The sequence below is a fragment of the Kribbella shirazensis genome (assembly GCF_011761605.1).
GTDB lineage: Bacteria > Actinomycetota > Actinomycetes > Propionibacteriales > Kribbellaceae > Kribbella > Kribbella shirazensis.
Window position 1 is genome coordinate 5,510,865 of record NZ_JAASRO010000001.1, and the last position, 18,709, is coordinate 5,529,573.

Here is an 18,709-nt window from a genome sequence, read left to right on the forward strand (position 1 = left end):
TTGGGTGGGTGTAGGTGATCCTCGGCAGACTGACTGGAGCTCGTGATGCAGTACTTGATTTCGGTGATCGATGACAGGACAGGGTCGGCGACGGCGGACGAGATGGAGGCGATCGACGCGTTCAACGAGCAGCTGATCGCGGACGGGCACTGGGTGTTCGCGGGTGGCTTGAGCGCTCCGAGCGACGCCACCGTGATCGACGGGCGCGGTGAGGGTACGCCGTTGTTCACCGACGGGCCGTTCCTGGAGTCGAAGGAGTACATGGCCGGCTTCTGGGTGTTCGAGGCGCCGGATCTGGACGTGGCGCTCAAGCTCGCCGCCGCTGCGTCCAAGGCCTGCAACCGGCGGCTCGAGGTGCGGCCGTTCCTGTGAACGACATCCAGGAAGCGATCACCCGCGCCCACCGTGGCGAATGGGCACGGGTGGTCGCCTCGCTGACCAAACGGTTCGGGGACCTCGACATCGCCGAGGAAGCTGCCGCGGAAGCGTTCGCGACCGCGGTCGAGCGGTGGCCCGAGGACGGCGTACCGCCGAACCCGGGTGCCTGGCTCACCACGACCGCCAATCGCAAGGCGATCGACCGGATCCGGCGTGAGGCGAAACGCGACGACAAGCAGAAGGAGGCTCAGATGTCGTACGGCGAGCCGCCCGAGCCTCTCGGTGTGATCGACGACGAACGGCTCCGGCTGATCTTCACCTGCTGCCACCCGGCGCTCGGGATGGAGACCCGTGTCGCGCTGACGCTGCGGATGGTCGGCGGGCTGACGGTGCCGGAGATCGCCCGCGCGTTCCTGGTGCAGGAGACCGCGATGGGCCAGCGGATCACCCGCGCGAAGGCGAAGATCAAGGCTGCCCGGATCCCCTACCGTGTCCCGTCCTCCGAGGACCTCCCGAGCCGCGTGTCCGGCGTCCTCGCCGTACTGTTCCTGGTCTTCAACGAGGGCTACCTGGCGACAGGCGCCGACACGGACCCCGTGCGTCACGAGCTGACCGCCGAGGCGATCCGGCTCACGCGCCTGATCCGCGCTCTCCTGCCCGACGACGGCGAGGTGGCCGGCCTGCTCGCGTTGATGCTGCTCACCGAAGCGCGCGGTACCGCCCGCGTCTCCCGGACCGGCGAACTGGTGTCCCTCGACGAACAGGACCGCGGCGCGTGGGACACCGCGATGATTGCCGAGGGCCACCAACTGGTCCGCGAACGTCTCGCGACCCGCATACCACCCGGCCGCTACCAGATCCTCGCGGCGATCAACGCAGTACACACCTCCGCCCGCGACGTCCGCGACACCGACTGGTCGCAGGTCGTCGCGCTGTACGACCAGCTCGCCCGCATCGACCGCTCCCCCATCGTCGCCCTGAACCGCGCGATCGCGGTCGCCGAGCTCGACGGTCCGGACGTCGCGTTGGCGATCGTCGACGGTCTCGGCGACAAGCTGTCCGGCTATCACGCCTACCACGCGACCCGGGCCGACCTGCTGCGCCGGCTGGGTCGCAGCGCCGAGTCGCGGGCGGCGTACGACGAGGCGATCGAGCTTGCCGCGAACACCGCCGAGACCGCGTATCTGACCCGTCGGCGGAACCAATTGGCCTGAGGACTTGCACGACAACGCCTTACCATGAGGTAATGCCTTACCAAATGGTAAGGCGTCTAGGAGGAGCTCATGCCCCAGGTGACACGTCGGATCACGATCCCCCGGCCGCGCAGTGCGGTGTGGCGGCAGTTCGCCACCGAGGAGGCGCTGCGGCGATGGCTCGCGCCCTCGCTGACGATCCAACTGGAGGAAGCCGGTCCGTACCGGATGCTCGGCGCCGACGGCGTCACCTGGATCAGCGGCGTGGTCCTCGAACTCGTACCCGAGGAGCGGCTCGTGCTGTCGTGGCTGGAGGAGGACGCCGGATGGGAGCATCCCGGCCGGCTGGTGATCGAGCTGCGCGCGGACGGCGACGGCACGGAGGTGGCGCTGACGCACGACGGCTTCGCCGGCATCGGTACGCCGACCTGGCGGCGGACCCGGGATGCGTACGAACTGGGAGCCGACCGTCACCGGGTTCTGGAACGGCTCGCGGACGCGGTGACCGACGTTGCCTGACGACTCGGATCCGTTCCGCGCGATCGCGGATCCGACCCGTCGGCGGATCCTCGACCTGTTGATGGAGCGGGGCAGTCTCACGGTCGGGCAACTCGCCGCGGAATTCCCCGAGCTGGTGACGTCGGGGATCTCCAAGCACCTGATGACGCTGCGGGCCGCCGGTTTGGTGGTCGCGGAGAAATCGGGGCGGCATCAGCATTACCGGATCGACGGCACCGGTCTCGACGCGGCGTTCGGTCCGTGGGTCTCGCGGTACGAGTCCTACTGGTCGAACGCGCTGAACAAGCTACGTGACTTGTCCGTCGACGGGGAATGACCGACGGCCGAAGCGGGCCAGGTAGTGCCACACGTATTTGATCGCCTGCGCCGGATGAATTCCGGACCGTGCCGCGGCGCCGAGGACCTCGGGCGTCAGTTCCGCACCGAGCTGACACGCGAGAGCGACAACGTCCGCGCCGCGGTACGCCGGGTCGAAGTCGGCCGGCGCGGCACGGAAGCCGGGGTGGTACTCGATCCGGCAGCCGAGCCGGTGCGCCGCGTTCTCGACGGGCGTGCCGACGAACGACGGGTCGAGTACTACGGCCTCGACGTCGCTCGCCAGCCGGATCGGACCGTGGACGTGCGCTTCGACGTAGTCGTCGAGGTCGTCGCCACCGGAGGCGTCCGCCAGGGCGCACAAACGCGGCAGAACCGCGCGGTCGCCGAAGTCGGCCGGTTCGCGCGCGGAATCCGGGAAGCAGAACGTGGCGCGCTCGACCGTTTCGGGTTTCAGCCGCAGGTACGACGACCCGAAACGGATCGCCCCGCCGTACACGTCGGCCCGACGGTTCCACACGCCGTACACCGGACGAGCCGTTCCGGGTTTCCCGTCGTACCGGCCGGAGAACAAGCGGCTCTCCCACCGCCACCGGTCTCCACCGCGAAAGGCCGTCAATCCCCCGTTGGAAATGCCGGTCGAGAACTGGGACCTGTAGAGCCCGTCGGCGGCCATCGACTCGATCACCGTGCGGTCGCCGTGCGGCCAATTCGGATGGAACTGCAGGGTGATCATCACAAGATCGAACCACCGCAGGTCACCCACAGTCCATCTGGTCGGCGCGCGGCGTAGCGGTTGCACAGTTGCGCCGAAAGTGTGGTGGTGCTCACGGCCGAAGACTTTTAGCCTTTTGGTCAGGGAGGGCGGGCCATGGCGGACAGCACGGCGGGTGGGCTTCGTGGTCGGCGTCAGGAAGTCGCACGGTTGCGGCAACTGCTGACCGAGGTAGGCGCTGGTCAGGGGCAGGCGCTGATCGTCCGGGGTGAGCCGGGGATCGGTAAGTCGGCGCTCCTCGACTACTTGGCTGCGCGGGCCGACGGGTACCGGGTCGTCCGGGCGTCGGGTGTCGAGGCCGAGATGGAGTTGCCGTTCGCAGGCCTGCACCAACTCTGTGTGCCGATGCTGAATCTCGCCGACCGGCTGTCGCCGCTGCAGCGCGAAGCACTTGACGTGGCGTTCGGACTGCGGGCCGGGCCGCCGCCGGACCGGTTCCTGGTGGGCGCTGCCACGCTGACTCTGTTGTCGGAAGCATCCGTTGCCCAGCCGTTGATGTGTGTCGTCGACGACGGGCAGTGGCTGGACCAGGCGTCGGCGCAGGCGCTGACGTTCGCCGCTCGTCGGCTGTTCGCCGATCGTGTCGGTGTGGTCTTCGGTGTGCGGGATCCGGTGACCACGCCGGAGTGGCGAGGACTGCCCGAGCTGGTCGTCCGCGGCCTCGGGGACCACGACGCCAAAGCCCTGCTCGAAGCTGTCATTCCCGGGCGCCTCGACGCCCATGTGGAGCAGCGGATCGTTGCCGAGACCCGCGGGAATCCGCTCGCGTTGCTCGAGCTCCCTCGCGGGCTCACCGCCGCCGAGCTGGCCGGCGGCTTCGAGCGGCCGGACGTCCGCCCCTTGGCCAGCCAGCTCGAGCAAACCTTCGCTCGCCGGATGCAGACCCTGCCGCCAGAGACGCAGCAGTTGTTGCTGACCGCTGCCGCTGAGCCCGTCGGCGACGTACCGCTGCTGCTTCGGGCGCTGCGGGTGCTCGGCGTACCGGTGAGTGCTGCCGGGCCTGCTGAAGCGGCCGGTCTGATCGAGATCGGCGCCCGGGTCACCTTCCGGCACCCACTGGTGCGGTCGGCGACGTACCGGGAGGCTGCCTCCGCGGATCGCCGCGCGGTGCATCAAGCGCTCGCGGAGGCGACCGATCCGACTGTTGATCCCGACCGGCGGGCATGGCACCGCGCGAACGGCGCGGCCGACACCGACGAGGACATCGCCGCGGAACTCGTCGCGTCCGCGGACCGGGCGCAGCGCCGCGGAGGTCTCGCGGCGACGGCAGCATTCCTGTATCGGGCCACCCACCTCACTCCGGACCCCGCCACCCGGGCGGCCCGCGCCCTGGCCGCCGCCCATGCGTCCCTTCGCGCCGGAGCCTTCGAGAACGCGCTGAAGCTGCTCGTGGTGGCCGACGACTGGTCGGCCGACGACCTGCACCAGGCCATGGTCGCCCTCACCCGGGCACAGGTCACCTTCGTGTCCGGCCGCAGCGAGGCCGTCCGGTTGCTCCTCGATGCCGCCCGCCGGCTCGAACCGCTCGCTCCCGACCTGGCCCGCGACACCTACGTCGACGCGATCTCGGCGGCGATGTACGCCGGGATCCTGGCGCCGGACTTCCCGGCCGGCGAGGTGGCGCGCGCAGCGCTCGCCGCGCCCAGGCCACCGGCCGAACGCAAGCAGGACCTGCTCCTCGACACACTGGCGGTCACGTTCACCGACGGATACCCGGCGGCGGTCGCCCTGGCCAAGGACGCCGTCCAGGCGTTCGCCGACCCGGCGCGCGCCGACCCCGGCGACCAGCGGTGGTTGTTCCAGGCCGCCCGCGCCGCGATCGACCTCAGGGACCTCGAGTGCTGGGACACGCTGACCGCACGGCACGAGAGCATCGCGCGCGAGCAAGGCGACCTGACCCAGCTGCCACTCGCGCTGACGTCCCGGATGGCCATGCACGCGTTCAGTGCCGAGTTCACGACGGCGGCGTCCCTGCGCGCCGAGGTTCGGACGATCTGCGACGTGACCGGCGTGACGCGGGCGCCGTACGGCGAGATCCCGCTGACCGTCATGCAGGGACGGGTCGACGAAGCGACCCGGCTGATCGCAGAGTTGACCGAGGAGGTCATGGCACGCGGCGAAGGCGCCGGCCTGTCCCTCACCTACTGGGCGCGCGCCTTCCTGATGAACAGTCTCGCCAGGTACTCCGAGGCACTGGAACCGGCGCAGGCCGCGTGCGCCGATCCGAGCGATCTCGGGCTCGCCAACTGGGTCTTTCCGGAACTCGTCGAGGCGGCGGTCCGCACCGGGCAGCCCGAACTGGCGAGCGAGGCACACGACCGGTTGACCCGGATGATGCGAGCCGCCGGCACGGACTGGGCGCTCGGCGTACTGGCCCGATCGAGTGCACTACTGGCGACGGGCAAGGAAGCCGAGGCCTGCTACCGGGAGGCCGTCGAACGCCTCGGCCGGACCCGGGTCCGCATCGAGCTCGCCCGGGCTCACCTGCTGTACGGCGAATGGCTCCGGCGGGAAGGTCGACGCCAGGACGCCCGGGGGCAGCTGCGAACGGCGTACGACATCCTGACCTCGGCCGGCTCCGACGCTTTCACCGAGCGGTTGCGCCACGAGCTCGCCGCAACCGGCGAGACGGTCGGCCGACGCGCTGACCGCGCCGGCGAGACGTTGACGGCTCAGGAAGCGCGGATCGCCGAACTCGCGGCCAACGGCCTGACCAACGCCGAGATCGGCGCCCAGATGTTCCTCAGCGGTCACACGATCGAATGGCATCTGCGCAAGGTCTTCACCAAGCTCGGAATCAGCTCGCGCCGGCAACTCCGCACCGTCCTCGCCGAGACCGGCCTCCACCAGTAGGCGCGCGGGATCAGACGTTGACGTCGAAGCCGAGGTCCACGTCGGAGGCGGCCTGGCCGCCGCGGATTCCCCAGTTCGAGGTCGGGTGGTCGCGCACCAGGATCGTGACGTGGTCCTGCGGGATGCCGAACTGCTTCAGGTTCGTGACGATCTCGGCGTAGAGGGCGCGCTTGGCGTCGAGCGAGCGGCCGGCGAAGCAGTCGATCGTGACGAGCGTGAAGTACTCGGGCTGGGTCAACCGGGGCGAGCAGGCGAACCGGTGCGGCGCATGCACCACCAGACGGACGTCCTTGTCCTGCGGCGGAATCCGGAACGCGCCGACCAGCGCCGCGTGCACGGCGTCGATCAACCCGACCTCCTCCGCTTCGGAGTACCCCCGACGAACCTCGACAAGCGCACTGGGCATGAGCGTCCTTCCACGGTCGACCGATCCTGCCCCGAACCCCACCACGAACCCGCGCCGCCGGCGACCCAATTTGTCGGTGCTGCCCGCCACACTCCTACTGCATGAGCACGAAGATCCCTCGTGGAGCTGCGGTTGTCGTCGAGGCAGGCAAGGTGCTGGTGGTGAAGCGCTACCTGCGGCAAGCGACGTCGGCCGAATGCGTGATGTGTGAGTACGCCGGTGTGCCGGGTCCGGAGTGCGCCGGGCATCGGTACGCCGTACTTCCTGGTGGTCATGTGGAGGAGGGCGAATCGGCAGCCGGCGCTGCGCTGCGCGAACTCGAGGAGGAGACGACGCTCACGGGCCGGATCGATCGGCTCCTCTGGACCGGAACGCATAACGGTCGACCGGCGTACTACTTCCTGGTCGACGACGTGAGCGGCGTACCTGAACTGTCCGGTGACGAGGCGGCCGAGCATGGTCCGTCGAACCATTTCGAGCTGCGGTGGGCGGACTCGGCCGAGCTGGCGGACTTCGGGATGTACCCGGCGGCCTTGCGGGAGCAACTGGTGGGGCTACTTGAGGTGAGCGGTCAGGCGGGTCAGCCCTAGGAGGCGGCCCTGGTCGGACTCGAGGAGTTGCTCGTCGGGTTCGTAGCCGCGGTCTACTTGGGCGCAGGTCTTGAGCCAGTGGAGCCAGTCTTCCCAGCCGTGCGGTACGAAGTCGGCGGTGTCGACGGTGACCAGGTTCGTGCGCTCCCAGAGGTTGCGCCACCAGTCGGGCGGCAGCCACGTGCAGAGGTCAGGGCCCCAGCGCGTGGCGGCGTCGGCCAGGCTTCGATCGTGGTGCGCAGGTGGCCGGGCCAGGTCCGGAGTGATGCGGTGCGGCTTGCCGAGGTTGGTCAGCGTCCGCTGGTTCTCGCGACTCGCGTAGGTGTTGTCCGGTACGGCGGATTGCTGGTGGAACGCTGCGAGCAGTTCACCTGCCTGGCGGTAGGTCCCGGGCATCCGGTCGTACGGCGTACCTTCGACCAACTGTCCTGGCAGGAACCGGGTCAGGAGGAGCTTTGCGTCCTCGTCGCCGGCCTTCGCGATGTAGCGCTCGGCGTGGTGCTCGACCCCAGAGATAGCGCAGAAAAAGATGGGAAAAGCTGGACGAATTGTCCTCGAGGATTTATCCTGGCCGAATGCAGAATTCACAGGATAATGCAGCTCTACGAATTAACTTATCATCAGACATTGTGGACGGCAAGTCCGGGGAATTCTGGCGGCTCGGGGACGTTGCCGTGCGGCGGGTCGGCTTCGGGGCCAAGCGGCTCGCGGGGAGCGACGGCGGGACCGCGGATGTGAAGGAGCGGGCGATCGGGCTGCTGCGGCGCGTCGTCGAGCTCGGGATCAGCCACATCGACACGGCGGCCTTCTATCCCAGTTACGGGCGGGCCGGTGAGACGGACTTCGAGAGTCTGGGGTGGGCGAACGACGTGATTCGCCGTGCGCTGGCGCCGTACCCGGACGAACTGGTGATCGCGACGAAGGTCGGTCCGACCGAGCACGGGCTCGCGCGTCCGGACGAACTGCGGGGGCTGGTAGAGGAGGATCTGCGGGCACTCGGGCTCGACGCGCTGGACCTGGTGTATCTGCGGCAGATGCGGCTGGATTCGATCGCGGAGCATTTCGGCGCGCTGGCCGAATTGCAGGCGAAGGGAATGATCCGGCATCTGGGTGTGTCCAATGTGCGCCTCGAACATTTGCACGAGGCGCGGGCGATCGCGCCGGTGGTCGCGGTGCAGAATCGGTACAGCGTGGGATTCGGCCGGGTGAACGACGAGATCCTGCGGGTGTGCGGTGAGCTCGGGATCGCGTTCGTTCCGTTCTTCGCGCTGACCGCCGAGTCGCGCGAGGCCGGCGGGGTTCCGGACTCCGGTCCCGTGCAGGAGGTCGCGGACCGTCACGGGGCGACGGTCGCGCAGGTCCGGCTGGCGTGGACCCTCAGCCGCGGCGCCCACGTCCTCGCGATCCCGGGCACGTCAAGCCCGCAGCACGCCGAGCAGAACCTCCGCGCCACCGACCTCACCCTCTCCCCCACCGACCTCGCACTACTCGACTCCCTGACCGACTGAGAGAGTGTCTGGGTGTTGAAGACGGTGCTGTTCGACCTCGACGGAACGCTGGTCGACCAGCAGCCCGCGGCGGCTGCGCGTCCGCGAGTTCCTTGGGTTTCAGGTGAGAGATGCCGAGGCGGACGTGATCTTCGACGGGTACGTACGGCGGCACGAAGCGGGTTGGGCCGTGTACGACGACGCGGTGCCTGGACTGCGCGCCGTACGGGACGCCGGACTCGGCGACTCGGAGCAGCCCCGGCCGACGTGGTCATGGTCGGGGACTCACTCGAGAACGATGTCCGCGGCGCTCAAGCCGTCGGCAGCGGGGCCGTGCTCGTCGACCGGTCCGACGAGCACGCGAATGCCGGCGTACCGCGGGTCCGGTCGTTGACTCAGGTGCTCGATGTCGTCAGAAGGTGATTTCGTCGGTTTTCTTGACGGAGGCGGTGCGGCCGGGGGCGCGGTGCTCGTGCCAGTAGAGGTTGGTGTGGGCGATCACCTTGTCCGGGCTCGGTGCGCCGTACTCCGACAGGTCCTCGGTGGTGTGCGCGTCGCCGACGAGCGTCACGTCGTACCCGCGGACCATCGCGCCGTGGATCGTCGAGCGGATGCACTCGTCGGTCTGCGCGCCGCTGACGATGAGGTGGCCGATGCCGGCGCGCGCGAGGACGTCCTCCAGGTCGGTCGCCTCGAACGAGTCGGCGTACGTCTTGTGGACGAGCGACTCCGAGCCGTCGCGGGACAGCTCCGGCACGAGCTGCCACGCCTCGGTGTCCTTCGCGAGACCGTCACCGGAGTGCTGGACCCACACGACCGGGACGCCCCCGGCGCGGGCCTTGCCGACGAGCGTGGTGATGTTGGCGACGACCTTGTCGCGCTCGTGGGCCTCGCCGACGACACCGTTCTGTACGTCAACCACCAGCAGCGCCGTGTGCGGCCGGTCGGGCAGCGTGGTCATGTCTCGTCCCTCCCTTTCCGAGGTGTACGCCGAACGCTAGCCTCGCCCGCCGACAGTTGTCGTCACTTCCAGCCCCGCAGCCGCAGCCGCACGGTCGGTACGTCGCCGTCGTCAAGGTCCTCCGCCCGCCGGACGGACGCCTTTACCGGCAGGATGTACCGCCCGTCCTTCGGGAACATCGACGTGTCCCACACGCTGGCGCCGATCTCGGCCGTCACCGGGATCATCCCCCAGCCGTACGTGACGAAGTTCGACTCCGCCTCGAAGTACGCGCTCTCGTCCGCCGGCACGGTGATGAAGTACCAGGGTGCGGGCCCGCGCCAGTACCAGATCTCGCCCGAGAACTCGATGTCGTTCACAGCCACCCGTCCAACACCCCCAGGAACTCGTCGAGACGCCCGTACCAGACACAATGTCCCGCCCCCGGCATCGCCCGCACACAGAATCCCAGCTTCTCCAGTTCGAGCGCCCGCTCCGGCGAGACGTACCGGCTCGGGTCGGCGCGAATCACCAGCGAAGGCACAGTCGGCGGCCCGGCAACCCCGCCGCCGTACGAACGCTCGAGCGACACCGCGGTCTCGAGGTCGAACCTCGCCGCTGCCTCCGCCTCGACCCGGCAATCCTCCGCGGACCATTCGGGACGCGTCGCTCGCAGCCGATCCTGCGTGCGCGCGACACGAGCAGTCCTGAACCGCTCGCGGAGTTCCTCGACCGAGGGCGGAGGTCCTGCACGCAGCCCGTCGAGGGGTACGTCGACGTACACAACCCGCTCGGGCTCCAGATGGGGCAGGGCGTGCGCCAGCACGATCGCACCGAGCGAGTGACCGATCGCGAGCGCTGGCGGGACATCGACGGCGTCCAGGACCGCGTCGACGAAGACCTCCATCGTCGCGTCAGGCGCCGGTGCGGCCAGGCCATGTCCGGGCAGGTCGACGGCGATCACTCGATAGCCGCGGTCCGCGAGGGCCGGGCCGACCTGGTGGTACTGCGTGGCGGCGCCGAGCATCCCGTGGACCAGCAGCACCAGCCTGTCGCCGGTGCCCCACGTCGCGGAGGGCATCAGTCGAGCGTGCTCGCCGCGAGGAGGCGCCGCCCGAGGGCCTGGGAAGCGGCCTGGATCTCCGGGCCTCCGAGGATGCGGTACGGCGAGCGGATCGCGGTGAGCTGAGCGGCGTACCAGTCCGGCTCGTCGGTGCTCGCCAGCAGCCGCGTGTGCGTGTCGTCGATCGCCTCCAACCGGCCCATGCTGCGTGGAATCCAGCACGCGGCGTCCTCGCGCGGGGCGTCGATCTCGACCTCGATGGGATACCTCCAGCCCAGCGCGAGGTGTTCCTCGACGGCGGCCAGCGCGTCCAGGTCGGCCGGAGGCGTGAAGTCGGTCGTCTGCGCCTCGACCTTGGTGATCTTGTCGACGCGCAGCACGCGCTGGGCGTCCTTGGTGTGCGACCAGCACAGCAGGTACCAGCGTCCACGACGGACGACGACCGCCCATGGGTCGACGTCCATCGGCCACTCGTCCTGGTGGCGGCGGTAGTGGATGGTGATGCGGCGGCATTCCGTGCTGTACGAGACCAGTGCCGCGGTGATGCCGGGATCGGGGGTGCGCGCGCCGGGATCGGGACCGCGGGCGCTGACTCGGCGGATCGCGTCGGTCGACCGGGCGACCGGCTCGGGCAGCACCCGGATGATCTTGCCGAGCGCGTTCTCGACCGGATCCGCGGCGCCGCGTGGCCCTTCGAGCACAGCCATTACCAGCCCGAGCGCCTCGGTGGTACTGAACATCAACGGCGGCAGCCGCAGCCCCCGCCCGACCCGGTAACCGCCGTACGGCCCGCGCTCCGACTCGATCGGGATCTCCGCCTCGCGGAGGATCGCGACGTACCGGCGCGCGGCGCGCTCGGACACCCCGAGCTTGTCGCCGAGCTGCTCCGCGGTGATCCCGGGACTGTTCTGGATCAGCTCCAGCACCATCAGGGTCCGCGCCGTCGGGCTCACGTCGTACGCCATCGTCACCATTCCGGAAGAAGTCCGTCCGGATCCGAGATTAGCCCAGGGACTGTCCCGGGAACTGCTCAGCAGATGAGCAGTTTGTCTGCGACGATCGGCGCGTGCGCGCGGATCGGTTGGTGGCGGTGTTGTTGCTGATGCAGGCGCGGGGCCGGGTGACCGCGGCGGAGGTCGCCGAGGAACTGGAGATCTCGGTCGCGACCGCGCGGCGCGACCTCGAGGCGTTGTCGACGGCCGGCATCCCGGTCTATCCACAACCCGGGCGCAACGGCGGCTGGCAGCTGATCGGCGGTGCCCGCACCGATCTGAGCGGCCTGACGGCGACCGAGGCGCAGGCGTTGTTCCTGCTCGTCGGTCCCGCGGCGTCGATCGCGCCGGACGCCAAGGCGGCGCTGCGCAAGCTCGTCCGCGCGCTGCCGGACACGTTCCGCGAGCACGCGCAGGCTGCGGCGGAGGCGGTCGTGATCGATCCGGCCCGCTGGGGCGCGCATGTGAAGGAGCGTCCGGAGCTGGTACGTCGCCTGCAGGACGCCGTCGTACGCCGGGAACGGTTCCGGCTGGTGTACTCCGGACGCGGTCGCAGTACGTCGGAACGGGTGGTGGATCCGCTCGGGCTGGTGGACAAGGACGACGTCTGGTACCTGGTCGCATGGACGGAGAAGGGGCAGCGGACGTTCCGCGTCGACCGTGTGCTGGAGGCGGAGCCGACGGATGAGTCGTTCGAGCGACCGGAGGACTTCGACCTGTCGTCGGCGTGGGCCGGGATCGTCGAGCGGATGGAGGAGCGCCGGTCGGGGCTGACGGCAACGGTGTTGATGGACCCGCGGTTCGTGTGGGTGATGCAGGACCGGCTCGGGCGCAACTGCGAGGTCGACGGGACGGTCGCTGACCGGGTGCGGATCAAGGTGACGGCGCCGACCGCGTTGATGATCGCTCAGGACCTGGCCGGGTGGGGCGGGTCGGTCGAGGTGCTCGATCCGCCGTCGGTGCAGGCGGAGCTGGCGCGTCTTGGCCGGGAATTGACGAACCGCTATGCGGCGATGGACCAGCGGGGTGAGTAGGGTGCGATGGTTCATCGTGTCCCGATCTATCCTCAGGAACCATCCGTGACCACATCCCCTCCCCAGCCGCCGCAGAACCCGTACTCCGGACAGCCGGCCGGCTACGGTCCGCCACCGCAGCAGTTCCCGCAGTACACCCAGCCGGGCCAGCAGCCTCAGCAGCCCGGTCAGCAGCCCGGTCAGCCCGGTGAGCAGCAGTACGCCGGTCAGCCGGGGCAGTACCAGCAGCCGTACACCGGTCAGCAGCCCGGCCCGCAGTACCCGGGCCAGCAGCAGGCGCCGTACCCAGGCCAGCCCGGTCAGCCAGGGCAGCACGGTCCGCAGGACCAGCAGGGTCAGCAAGGGTTCCCGCAGCAGGGCTTCGCGCCGCAGGGTCAAATGGTCTGCCGCTTCTGCGGTGGCTACCCGGCCGTCGACGCGACCGTGCGTGGGCACCAGGGTCTGATCATCCTGATGCGGTTCCTGAAGCTGCAGGGTCCGTTCTGCCGGACGTGCGGTGTCGCGACCGTGCGGGACATGACCGCGAAGAGCCTGTGGCAGGGCTGGTGGGGTATCGGCTCGGCGATCGTCAACCCGATCACGATGCTGATGAACATCGGCCCGATGCAGCAGTTCAAGAACCTGCCCGAGCCCGCGCCGGGTCCGGGCCGCCCGATGAACCCGGGTAAGCCGCTGTTCCAGCGCCCGGCGATCCTCGGTCTGCTGCTGCCGGTCGCGCTGATCGGGCTGATCGTGTTCGCGAACCTGAACTCGACCGAGTCGAAGGCGAAGGTCGGCGCCTGCGTCGTCAACAAGGGCAGCTCCGTCAACCCGGACGTGGAGGTCGTCGACTGCACCTCGTCGGAGGCCGAGTACAAGATCGTCGACAAGATCGACGACTCGACCGACGACAGCCAGTGCGGCCAGAACGCCGAGGCGTCGTACGTCTACCAGCGCAAGTCGACGAAGTACGTCCTCTGCCTGACCCCGGTCCGCTGACGAGACGCGGGGTCCCGTCCCAGGGGCCCCGCACTACTCGCTCGGCCACCCCGGCGCCGCCACAGCCGCGATCCGGTCCCATTCCGGTACGCCGCCGCGCACCGGCCACCCCCGGCTGCGTACCGCGAACCCCTGGGCGCAGAGTTCAGTTCCGCGAACGCCCGCTGCATCCGCTCCGCCGCCGGCTCCGCGCCAGGCTTGCACCGGCGGCAGCGTTCCGTCGACGGCCTGTTTGCGGTACGCCTTCACCTGGCCGGCGTCTTCCGTCGGCAGCTCGCGCAGCGGCAGCAGCCCCGTTCCAGCCGTCACCGAACCAATCCAGGTACGCCGACGGGTGTTCACGCACCAGATCGTTTCCCATGCTGTACTGCGGAAGTGGTCGCGACTCCAACGTCCAAGTGCCGGCGTGCAGCGGGCCGGCGTCCGTTGCACGCAGCCATGCCTCGTACTGGTGGATCCAATTCGGCGACCGTCGTACCAAGTCCGCTCGCAGCGGCGGGAGGACGGGCTCGTAGCGACCCGTCCGGTACACACATGCAGTCCGTAGTTGTGTGGGTCTCGAGTCGCAGTGTAGGTACTACTGGGTGTGTCAGGTGCATCAGGCGTAGTAGCCGTCGACCGGTACGCGGGCCTCGTCGTAGAGGGCTGGGCCTTCCAGGGGGACGTCGGGGAAGCCGCCGGTGGTCTTGAGGCCGTTGAGTTGGTCGCCGGACAGGGCGAAGACGACCTTGCCGAGGCCGGAGCGTGCCAATGCTCCGGAGCACATCGGGCACGGCTGGCAGCTGGTGTACATGGTCGTGCCGGCCGCGACCTCGGGCGTCAGGTTCTGGGCGGCCCAGACCGCGAGCTTCAGCTCGGGGTGGAAGCTGATGTTCCCGTCGGTGATCGTCGAGTTCTGCGCCTCGACGAGCACGGCGCCGTCCGGTCCGACCAGCAGCGAGCCGAACGGCGGGTCGCCGCCCTCGCGGGCGGCCGCGGCCAGTGCGATCGCGCGGCGCAGGAATCCTTCGTCCTCAGGTGTCACGTCTGCTCCCGTCATCGATGCGTCGCGATCGTCGCGAGCGCCTGCCAGGCCACTTCGGGCCGTTCGGTCTCGGCCGGGTCGCCCACGAACGGATCCAGTACGACGCTCTGCGCGCCGAGCTCCCGGAGCGCGTCGAGATCCCGCAGCACCTGCTCCAGCGAACCCTCCCCCGCGACCCGCTCGTCGTCAGGCAGCGGCTTGTCCGTCAGCCGGAGCAGGATCCGCGGCGCGAACGCGGGCACCGGCCGCCCGAGCGACTCCGCGATGGTCCGCATCTCGTCGAGCCCGTCGCGCATGAAATCCAGCGTGTGCCGCAGCGGATGCCACGCGTCGCCGTACCGGACCGTCCGGCGCAGGCCCGCCGTCGTCTTGCCGCCGATCCAGATCGGGATCGTACCGGTGCCGTAGTCCGCGGTGTCGGACCACGCGCGGCGCAGCTCGGTCAGCAGCTCGTCGGTCTGCCGGCCGCGCCGGGCATGCTCCGCGCCGAGCGCCTCGAACTCCTGAGGCGCCCAGCCGACCCCGACGCCGAGCACCAGCCGGCCGCCGCTCAGCGCGTTGAGGTTCGCCGCCATCCTTGCCACGAGCAACGGATGCCGGTAGGGCGCGATCAGCACGGTCGTCCCGAGGCGGACGCGCTCGGTGATGCCCGCCAGCCAGCTCAACGTCGTGAACGGCTCGAAGAACGGCGCCGGATACTGCTCCGCCACGTCCGGTGTGATGACGACGTGGTCGGACACCATCAGCAGGTCGTACCCGAGCCCTTCGACGACCCGCGCCCAGTCGCGAAGGCGTTCCGGGTTCGTCCCCGGCCCGAAGTTCGGCACATTCACTCCAAGTTCCACGCCTCGAGCGTATCCAGGCGACAGGGCAGTTCTGAAGAGATTTCTCACGGTCCTCGGCGGCCCGCGCCGAGGATTCGCCGGTAGATTGGCGCTATGACCGAGAGTCTCGATGCGACCGACTGGGCGATCCTGGCAGAGCTGCAGGCGGACGCCCGGTTGTCCCTCACCCAGCTCGGCCGGCGGGTGAACCTGAGCGCCTCGGCGACGACGGAGCGGGTACGGCGGCTCGAGTCGATCGGCGTGATCACCGGCTACCGCGCCGAGATCGACCTGACCAAGGTCGGGTACCCCGTCCTCGCCGTCGTCCGGCTGAAGTACCCCGGCAACAAGCACGAGCCGCTGCACCGTCTGCTGGCCGAGCGCACCGAGATCCTCGAGTGCCTGCGGACGACCGGCGACGACTGCTACACGCTGAAGGTCGCAGCGGCCTCGATGCCGCACCTGGAGGAGCTCGTGAACGAGCTGACCGACTTCGGCAGTACGACGACCAACCTGGTCTACTCGCAGACGCAGCGTTACCGCGGCCCGCAAAAGCCGGTGGCCGATCAGCCACGGGGATGAGAGCGTTGGCCGGTGCTGACCGTCCTCGGTATCGACGTCTCCCCTGCCCTGCTCGAGCGATGGGTCGACTGGCTCGCGCCTGATGAACAGCCGTTCTTCCTGACGACGAAGCAGGCGACGGCGTGGAAGCTGCCCGTCAGCGACCGGGAGCTCGGCCGCGAGGACCGCGACACCTACCGGGTGTACCGGATCGATCGGAAGGCCGCACGGACCGTGTGGCTGAGCGAGTCGGCGTACGACGACCTGCCGAGGGCGACCCGTGCCGCGTTGGTCCGGGCGCAGGTGAACTACAACCGCGGCGCCGTTCCTACCGTGCGGAGATGGGCCGGGGTCGTCGGGCCGCAGATCCGGCAGCAGGCGGACGGTCACCGGTTCGTCTGGTGGAAATCGTTGCTGCATGCACCCGAGCAGGTGCTCCCGGCAATCGTCAGCGAGGACCTCGGACCGAGCCGGCACGCGGAGGTCCGGCGCTGGCCGCAGCAGTTCCCGCGTGTCCGCGAACTGGCCGGCACGTTCAACGAGGGCAGCGGCCCGAACTGCTTCGGTACCGTCATGGCGGCCTGCGGCGTCGAGGGCGCCGACAACGTCTGGATGGTGCGCGAACCGTTCGAGGAATGGCTCGCCAGCCACACGGTGCCCGGAGGAAAGGATGACGTACCCGGCACCGTGTTCGTCTGGCGTGACGCTGCGCGGCTCGTCCAGCACGCGGCGCTCACCATCGGCGACGGGTGGATGCTGCACAAACCGTCGCAGGACTGGTCGTCGCCGCGGAAGGTGCGCACGGTCGCCGAGGTGAAGCGTGCCACGCGGACTACGGGTTGGCGGCTGGAACGCCATATGGTGGTGCTGTGAGGTTGCTCGTCACTGGGGCCGCTGGTCTCCTGGGGCGTGAACTCCTGCGCTCCGCCGCCTACGAGGTGGTGCCGGCGTACCACTCGCAGCCCGTGCCGGGCGGAGTTCGCCTCGACGTCCGCGATCGCGGCAACGTCCGCGAGGTGATCCGCGCCGTACGGCCGGACGGGATCATCCACACCGCCTACCGGCAAGACGATTGGCTGACCACCGCCGACGGCGCGGTCAACGTCGCGCTGGAGTCCCCCGGTGCGCGCCTGGTGTTCGTGTCGACCGACGCGGTCTTCGGTCCCAGGACGACGCCGTACGCCGAGCACGAGCTGCCGTGCCCGACCACGCCCTACGGCGCGGCCAAGGCGGCAGCCGAAACCGCGATCCGGGCGGTCGCACGACGTGCGGTCATCGCCCGGACGTCGCTCATCGTCGGCTCGGACGGCACCTCGGAGGAGGAGCAGCGGGTACGCCGGTTGACGGCCGGCGAGCCCGGTGCGTTCTACACCGAGAACATCCGCTGCCCGGTCCATGTCAGCGACCTGGCGTCGGCGCTCCTCGAACTGCTCGTGGGCGAGGTCGACGGTATCGCGCACGTGGCCGGCCCGCAGGCGCTCAGCCGGCTCGAACTCGGCCGCCTGCTCGCGATCCGCGACGGCCTCGACCCGCACGCGTTGCCGTCCGAGCCGGGACCGCCGTCGGAGATCCGGCTCGACAGCCGCCGTACCCAGGAGCTCCTGAAGACCCGCCTGCGCCCGGCCGGCGAGTTCCTCAGTCGTTGACCGTGGTGGTCACGGGGGTGCCGAGCTCGACCGTGCGGCTGACCGTGCAGAGCCGGTCGTGGGACATCTTCACCGCGCGCGGGAGCGCCTCACGGGCTTTGTCGCCGTCCTCGCCCTCGGGGAAGTGCACGGTGAACTCGACCGCGAGATTCTCCATCCGGTTGCCCTCGTCGGGGTCGCGGAGCTTGTCGCCGCGGACCACCGCGCTGAACTCGGTAGGCTCGGCCCGGCGGCTCACCACGACGTCGACGTCGATCGCCGAGCAGGTCCCGATCGCCGCCAGCAGCAGTTCGACCGGGGTGAAGTCGGTGTCCGCACCGCCCGAGCCGACCCGGATGGTGCCGCCGCGGGCGTTCCGGACCTCGTAGCTGCTGTTCGCCAGGCGCTCGAAGGTCACCTGCCGGAGTGTGTCTGCCATGGTGTCGCAGTCCCGTCACATTCTGTTGCTTGTGGCAACTTGACAATGGGTCAGAGGTTCTCGAGGGCCTCGCGCACCGGGGTGTCCCCGGCGACGAGCTCGAGCGTCCGGCCGATCGAGGCCGGAGTGTCACAGAGTCCGGCCAGCACCAGCGCCACGTCGTCGCGGGTGATCCGGCCGTTCCCGGTCTTGTCGGCGAGGTACACCGTGCCGGTCCCGGGGTCGTCGGTCAGACCGCCCGGGCGCAGCACCGTCCAGTCCAGGTCGCGGGCCCGGAGATCCTCCTCGGCGGCCCACTTCGCCTTCAGGTAGACGGTGAAGGTCGAGTCGTCGGTGAGCGAGTCGGCCCGGTCGGCGCCCATCGAGCCGACCTGGATGTGCCGCCGTACGCCGGCCCGCTCGGCGGCGTCCGCGAACAGTGCGGCCGCCCCGCGGTCGACCGTGTCCTTGCGGGCGTTCCCGCTGCCCGGCCCGGCGCCGGCCGCGAAGATCGCCACGTCCGCGCCGTCGAGCACCTCGGCGACGGCGTCGACGTCCGTCTGCTCGAGGTCCAGCACCGCGGCCTGCCCGCCGGCGGCGACGACGTCGGCCTCGTGGTCCGGGTTACGCACCACCCCGACCACCTGGTGGCCGTCAGCACTCAGCAGCCGAGTCAGCCGCAGCGCGATCTGCCCGTGTCCACCCGCAATCACGACTCGCATACCCGCAGCCTA

General features: G+C 69.7%; 25 protein-coding genes. 13 read left to right on the plus strand and 12 right to left on the minus strand.

Translation table 11 applies throughout. The features are described 5' to 3' along the window. Positions 1–45 precede the first annotated feature (45 nt). The 4 genes from BJY22_RS26610 (at position 46) to BJY22_RS26625 (ending at position 2,406) form a co-directional block, all read left to right on the plus strand. Positions 46–372 (plus strand): YciI family protein, encoded by a 327-nt coding sequence (locus BJY22_RS26610; RefSeq protein WP_167211675.1) that lies wholly within the window; start codon positions 46–48, stop codon positions 370–372. Next, complete coding sequence (locus BJY22_RS26615) at positions 369–1,592, plus strand: DUF6596 domain-containing protein (protein ID WP_167211678.1); 1,224 nt, start codon at positions 369–371, stop codon at positions 1,590–1,592. The genes BJY22_RS26610 and BJY22_RS26615 overlap by 4 nt, the downstream gene beginning before the upstream one ends. Before the next feature lie 69 nt (positions 1,593–1,661). Next, a complete protein-coding gene (locus BJY22_RS26620; RefSeq protein WP_167211681.1) occupies positions 1,662–2,090 on the plus strand; it encodes an SRPBCC family protein in 429 nt (142 codons plus the stop codon). Next, complete coding sequence (locus BJY22_RS26625) at positions 2,083–2,406, plus strand: ArsR/SmtB family transcription factor (protein ID WP_167211684.1); 324 nt, start codon at positions 2,083–2,085, stop codon at positions 2,404–2,406. Before BJY22_RS26620 ends, BJY22_RS26625 begins: the two co-directional genes overlap by 8 nt. On the opposite strand, the gene BJY22_RS26630 is transcribed toward BJY22_RS26625, so the two are convergent. After that, positions 2,377–3,141 carry a DUF3626 domain-containing protein gene (locus BJY22_RS26630; protein WP_202891271.1) on the minus strand — a complete coding sequence of 255 codons (765 nt, stop codon included), beginning with the start codon at positions 3,139–3,141 and terminating at the stop codon, positions 2,377–2,379. The genes BJY22_RS26625 and BJY22_RS26630 overlap by 30 nt on opposite strands. A gap of 135 nt (positions 3,142–3,276) precedes the next feature. Here BJY22_RS26630 and BJY22_RS26635 point away from each other — a divergent pair, with 135 nt between their 5' ends. Beyond that, the gene (locus BJY22_RS26635; RefSeq protein ID WP_167211687.1) at positions 3,277–6,033 is read left to right on the plus strand and encodes a helix-turn-helix transcriptional regulator; all 2,757 of its coding nucleotides are present in this window, start codon (positions 3,277–3,279) and stop codon (positions 6,031–6,033) included. A gap of 10 nt (positions 6,034–6,043) precedes the next feature. Here the strand turns inward: BJY22_RS26635 and BJY22_RS26640 are convergent, their stop codons facing one another. Continuing rightward, positions 6,044–6,439 carry a tautomerase family protein gene (locus BJY22_RS26640; protein WP_167211689.1) on the minus strand — a complete coding sequence of 132 codons (396 nt, stop codon included), beginning with the start codon at positions 6,437–6,439 and terminating at the stop codon, positions 6,044–6,046. A gap of 101 nt (positions 6,440–6,540) precedes the next feature. Here BJY22_RS26640 and BJY22_RS26645 point away from each other — a divergent pair, with 101 nt between their 5' ends. After that, positions 6,541–7,029 (plus strand): NUDIX hydrolase, encoded by a 489-nt coding sequence (locus BJY22_RS26645; RefSeq protein ID WP_167211693.1) that lies wholly within the window; start codon positions 6,541–6,543, stop codon positions 7,027–7,029. Here BJY22_RS26645 and BJY22_RS26650 read toward each other — a convergent pair. Next, the gene (locus BJY22_RS26650; protein ID WP_167211697.1) at positions 6,994–7,452 is read right to left on the minus strand and encodes a hypothetical protein; all 459 of its coding nucleotides are present in this window, start codon (positions 7,450–7,452) and stop codon (positions 6,994–6,996) included. The genes BJY22_RS26645 and BJY22_RS26650 overlap by 36 nt on opposite strands. A gap of 206 nt (positions 7,453–7,658) precedes the next feature. Here BJY22_RS26650 and BJY22_RS26655 point away from each other — a divergent pair, with 206 nt between their 5' ends. Together BJY22_RS26655 and BJY22_RS43315 are read left to right on the plus strand one after the other, a co-directional pair. Then, on the plus strand, positions 7,659–8,537 hold the full coding sequence (locus BJY22_RS26655) for an aldo/keto reductase (protein ID WP_337759147.1): 879 nt from the start codon (positions 7,659–7,661) through the stop codon (positions 8,535–8,537). Between the two features lie 252 nt (positions 8,538–8,789). Further along, on the plus strand, positions 8,790–8,939 hold the full coding sequence (locus BJY22_RS43315) for an HAD hydrolase-like protein (RefSeq protein ID WP_167218682.1): 150 nt from the start codon (positions 8,790–8,792) through the stop codon (positions 8,937–8,939). On the opposite strand, the gene BJY22_RS26665 is transcribed toward BJY22_RS43315, so the two are convergent. From BJY22_RS26665 to BJY22_RS26680, 4 genes are all read right to left on the minus strand, one after another. After that, positions 8,929–9,477, minus strand: coding sequence for an isochorismatase family protein (locus BJY22_RS26665; RefSeq protein ID WP_167211703.1), 549 nt, complete (start codon positions 9,475–9,477; stop codon positions 8,929–8,931). The genes BJY22_RS43315 and BJY22_RS26665 overlap by 11 nt on opposite strands. Positions 9,478–9,539: 62 nt before the next feature. After that, positions 9,540–9,842, minus strand: a complete 303-nt coding sequence (locus BJY22_RS26670; protein WP_337759150.1) for a DUF1905 domain-containing protein — start codon at positions 9,840–9,842, stop codon at positions 9,540–9,542. Further along, entirely contained in the window at positions 9,833–10,537 is a 705-nt protein-coding gene (locus tag BJY22_RS26675) for an alpha/beta fold hydrolase (RefSeq protein WP_167211706.1), read from the minus strand. The genes BJY22_RS26670 and BJY22_RS26675 overlap by 10 nt, the downstream gene beginning before the upstream one ends. Further along, on the minus strand, positions 10,537–11,484 hold the full coding sequence (locus BJY22_RS26680) for a helix-turn-helix transcriptional regulator (RefSeq protein ID WP_167211709.1): 948 nt from the start codon (positions 11,482–11,484) through the stop codon (positions 10,537–10,539). Before BJY22_RS26680 ends, BJY22_RS26675 begins: the two co-directional genes overlap by 1 nt. Positions 11,485–11,585: 101 nt before the next feature. Between BJY22_RS26680 and BJY22_RS26685 the strand changes: the two genes are divergently transcribed. Together BJY22_RS26685 and BJY22_RS26690 are read left to right on the plus strand one after the other, a co-directional pair. Beyond that, a complete protein-coding gene (locus BJY22_RS26685) occupies positions 11,586–12,545 on the plus strand; it encodes a WYL domain-containing protein (protein WP_167211712.1) in 960 nt (319 codons plus the stop codon). Between the two features lie 45 nt (positions 12,546–12,590). Next, positions 12,591–13,523 (plus strand): LppU/SCO3897 family protein, encoded by a 933-nt coding sequence (locus tag BJY22_RS26690; RefSeq protein ID WP_167211715.1) that lies wholly within the window; start codon positions 12,591–12,593, stop codon positions 13,521–13,523. Between the two features lie 33 nt (positions 13,524–13,556). On the opposite strand, the gene BJY22_RS26695 is transcribed toward BJY22_RS26690, so the two are convergent. The 3 genes from BJY22_RS26695 to BJY22_RS26705 form a co-directional block, all read right to left on the minus strand. Further along, entirely contained in the window at positions 13,557–13,832 is a 276-nt protein-coding gene (locus BJY22_RS26695) for a hypothetical protein (protein WP_167211718.1), read from the minus strand. 289 nt (positions 13,833–14,121) lie between these two features. Further along, positions 14,122–14,547, minus strand: coding sequence for a deaminase (locus BJY22_RS26700; RefSeq protein WP_167211722.1), 426 nt, complete (start codon positions 14,545–14,547; stop codon positions 14,122–14,124). Between the two features lie 11 nt (positions 14,548–14,558). Beyond that, positions 14,559–15,392: an LLM class flavin-dependent oxidoreductase gene (locus tag BJY22_RS26705; protein WP_167211725.1), complete on the minus strand. Its 834-nt coding sequence runs from the start codon at positions 15,390–15,392 to the stop codon at positions 14,559–14,561. A 93-nt stretch (positions 15,393–15,485) separates the two neighbouring features. On the opposite strand from BJY22_RS26705, the gene BJY22_RS26710 reads away from it, so the two are divergent. The 3 genes from BJY22_RS26710 to BJY22_RS26720 are packed head-to-tail and all read left to right on the plus strand — an operon-like array spanning position 15,486 to position 17,578. Continuing rightward, positions 15,486–15,953 (plus strand): Lrp/AsnC family transcriptional regulator, encoded by a 468-nt coding sequence (locus BJY22_RS26710; protein ID WP_167211728.1) that lies wholly within the window; start codon positions 15,486–15,488, stop codon positions 15,951–15,953. A gap of 12 nt (positions 15,954–15,965) precedes the next feature. Further along, positions 15,966–16,805 (plus strand): hypothetical protein, encoded by an 840-nt coding sequence (locus BJY22_RS26715; RefSeq protein ID WP_337759154.1) that lies wholly within the window; start codon positions 15,966–15,968, stop codon positions 16,803–16,805. Continuing rightward, a complete protein-coding gene (locus tag BJY22_RS26720) occupies positions 16,802–17,578 on the plus strand; it encodes a sugar nucleotide-binding protein (RefSeq protein WP_167211731.1) in 777 nt (258 codons plus the stop codon). Before BJY22_RS26715 ends, BJY22_RS26720 begins: the two co-directional genes overlap by 4 nt. Here the strand turns inward: BJY22_RS26720 and BJY22_RS26725 are convergent. Together BJY22_RS26725 and BJY22_RS26730 are read right to left on the minus strand one after the other, a co-directional pair. Further along, positions 17,568–17,975 (minus strand): OsmC family protein, encoded by a 408-nt coding sequence (locus BJY22_RS26725; protein WP_337759156.1) that lies wholly within the window; start codon positions 17,973–17,975, stop codon positions 17,568–17,570. The genes BJY22_RS26720 and BJY22_RS26725 overlap by 11 nt on opposite strands. A 71-nt stretch (positions 17,976–18,046) precedes the next feature. Next, a complete protein-coding gene (locus BJY22_RS26730; protein WP_167211737.1) occupies positions 18,047–18,697 on the minus strand; it encodes an SDR family oxidoreductase in 651 nt (216 codons plus the stop codon). Positions 18,698–18,709 lie beyond the last annotated feature (12 nt).

What these genes read in the sequence shown, in the direction of transcription:
- BJY22_RS26610 (WP_167211675.1), top strand. Translation starts at nt 46, where the DNA reads ATGCAGTACTTGATTTCGGTGATCGATGACAGGACAGGGTCGGCGACG.
- BJY22_RS26620 (WP_167211681.1), top strand. Translation starts at nt 1,662, where the DNA reads ATGCCCCAGGTGACACGTCGGATCACGATCCCCCGGCCGCGCAGTGCG.
- BJY22_RS26630 (WP_202891271.1), bottom strand. Translation starts at nt 3,141, where the DNA reads ATGATCACCCTGCAGTTCCATCCGAATTGGCCGCACGGCGACCGCACG.
- BJY22_RS26635 (WP_167211687.1), top strand. Translation starts at nt 3,277, where the DNA reads ATGGCGGACAGCACGGCGGGTGGGCTTCGTGGTCGGCGTCAGGAAGTC.
- BJY22_RS26640 (WP_167211689.1), bottom strand. Translation starts at nt 6,439, where the DNA reads ATGCCCAGTGCGCTTGTCGAGGTTCGTCGGGGGTACTCCGAAGCGGAG.
- BJY22_RS26645 (WP_167211693.1), top strand. Translation starts at nt 6,541, where the DNA reads ATGAGCACGAAGATCCCTCGTGGAGCTGCGGTTGTCGTCGAGGCAGGC.
- BJY22_RS43315 (WP_167218682.1), top strand. Translation starts at nt 8,790, where the DNA reads ATGGTCGGGGACTCACTCGAGAACGATGTCCGCGGCGCTCAAGCCGTC.
- BJY22_RS26665 (WP_167211703.1), bottom strand. Translation starts at nt 9,477, where the DNA reads ATGACCACGCTGCCCGACCGGCCGCACACGGCGCTGCTGGTGGTTGAC.
- BJY22_RS26675 (WP_167211706.1), bottom strand. Translation starts at nt 10,537, where the DNA reads ATGCCCTCCGCGACGTGGGGCACCGGCGACAGGCTGGTGCTGCTGGTC.
- BJY22_RS26680 (WP_167211709.1), bottom strand. Translation starts at nt 11,484, where the DNA reads ATGGCGTACGACGTGAGCCCGACGGCGCGGACCCTGATGGTGCTGGAG.
- BJY22_RS26710 (WP_167211728.1), top strand. Translation starts at nt 15,486, where the DNA reads ATGACCGAGAGTCTCGATGCGACCGACTGGGCGATCCTGGCAGAGCTG.
- BJY22_RS26730 (WP_167211737.1), bottom strand. Translation starts at nt 18,697, where the DNA reads ATGCGAGTCGTGATTGCGGGTGGACACGGGCAGATCGCGCTGCGGCTG.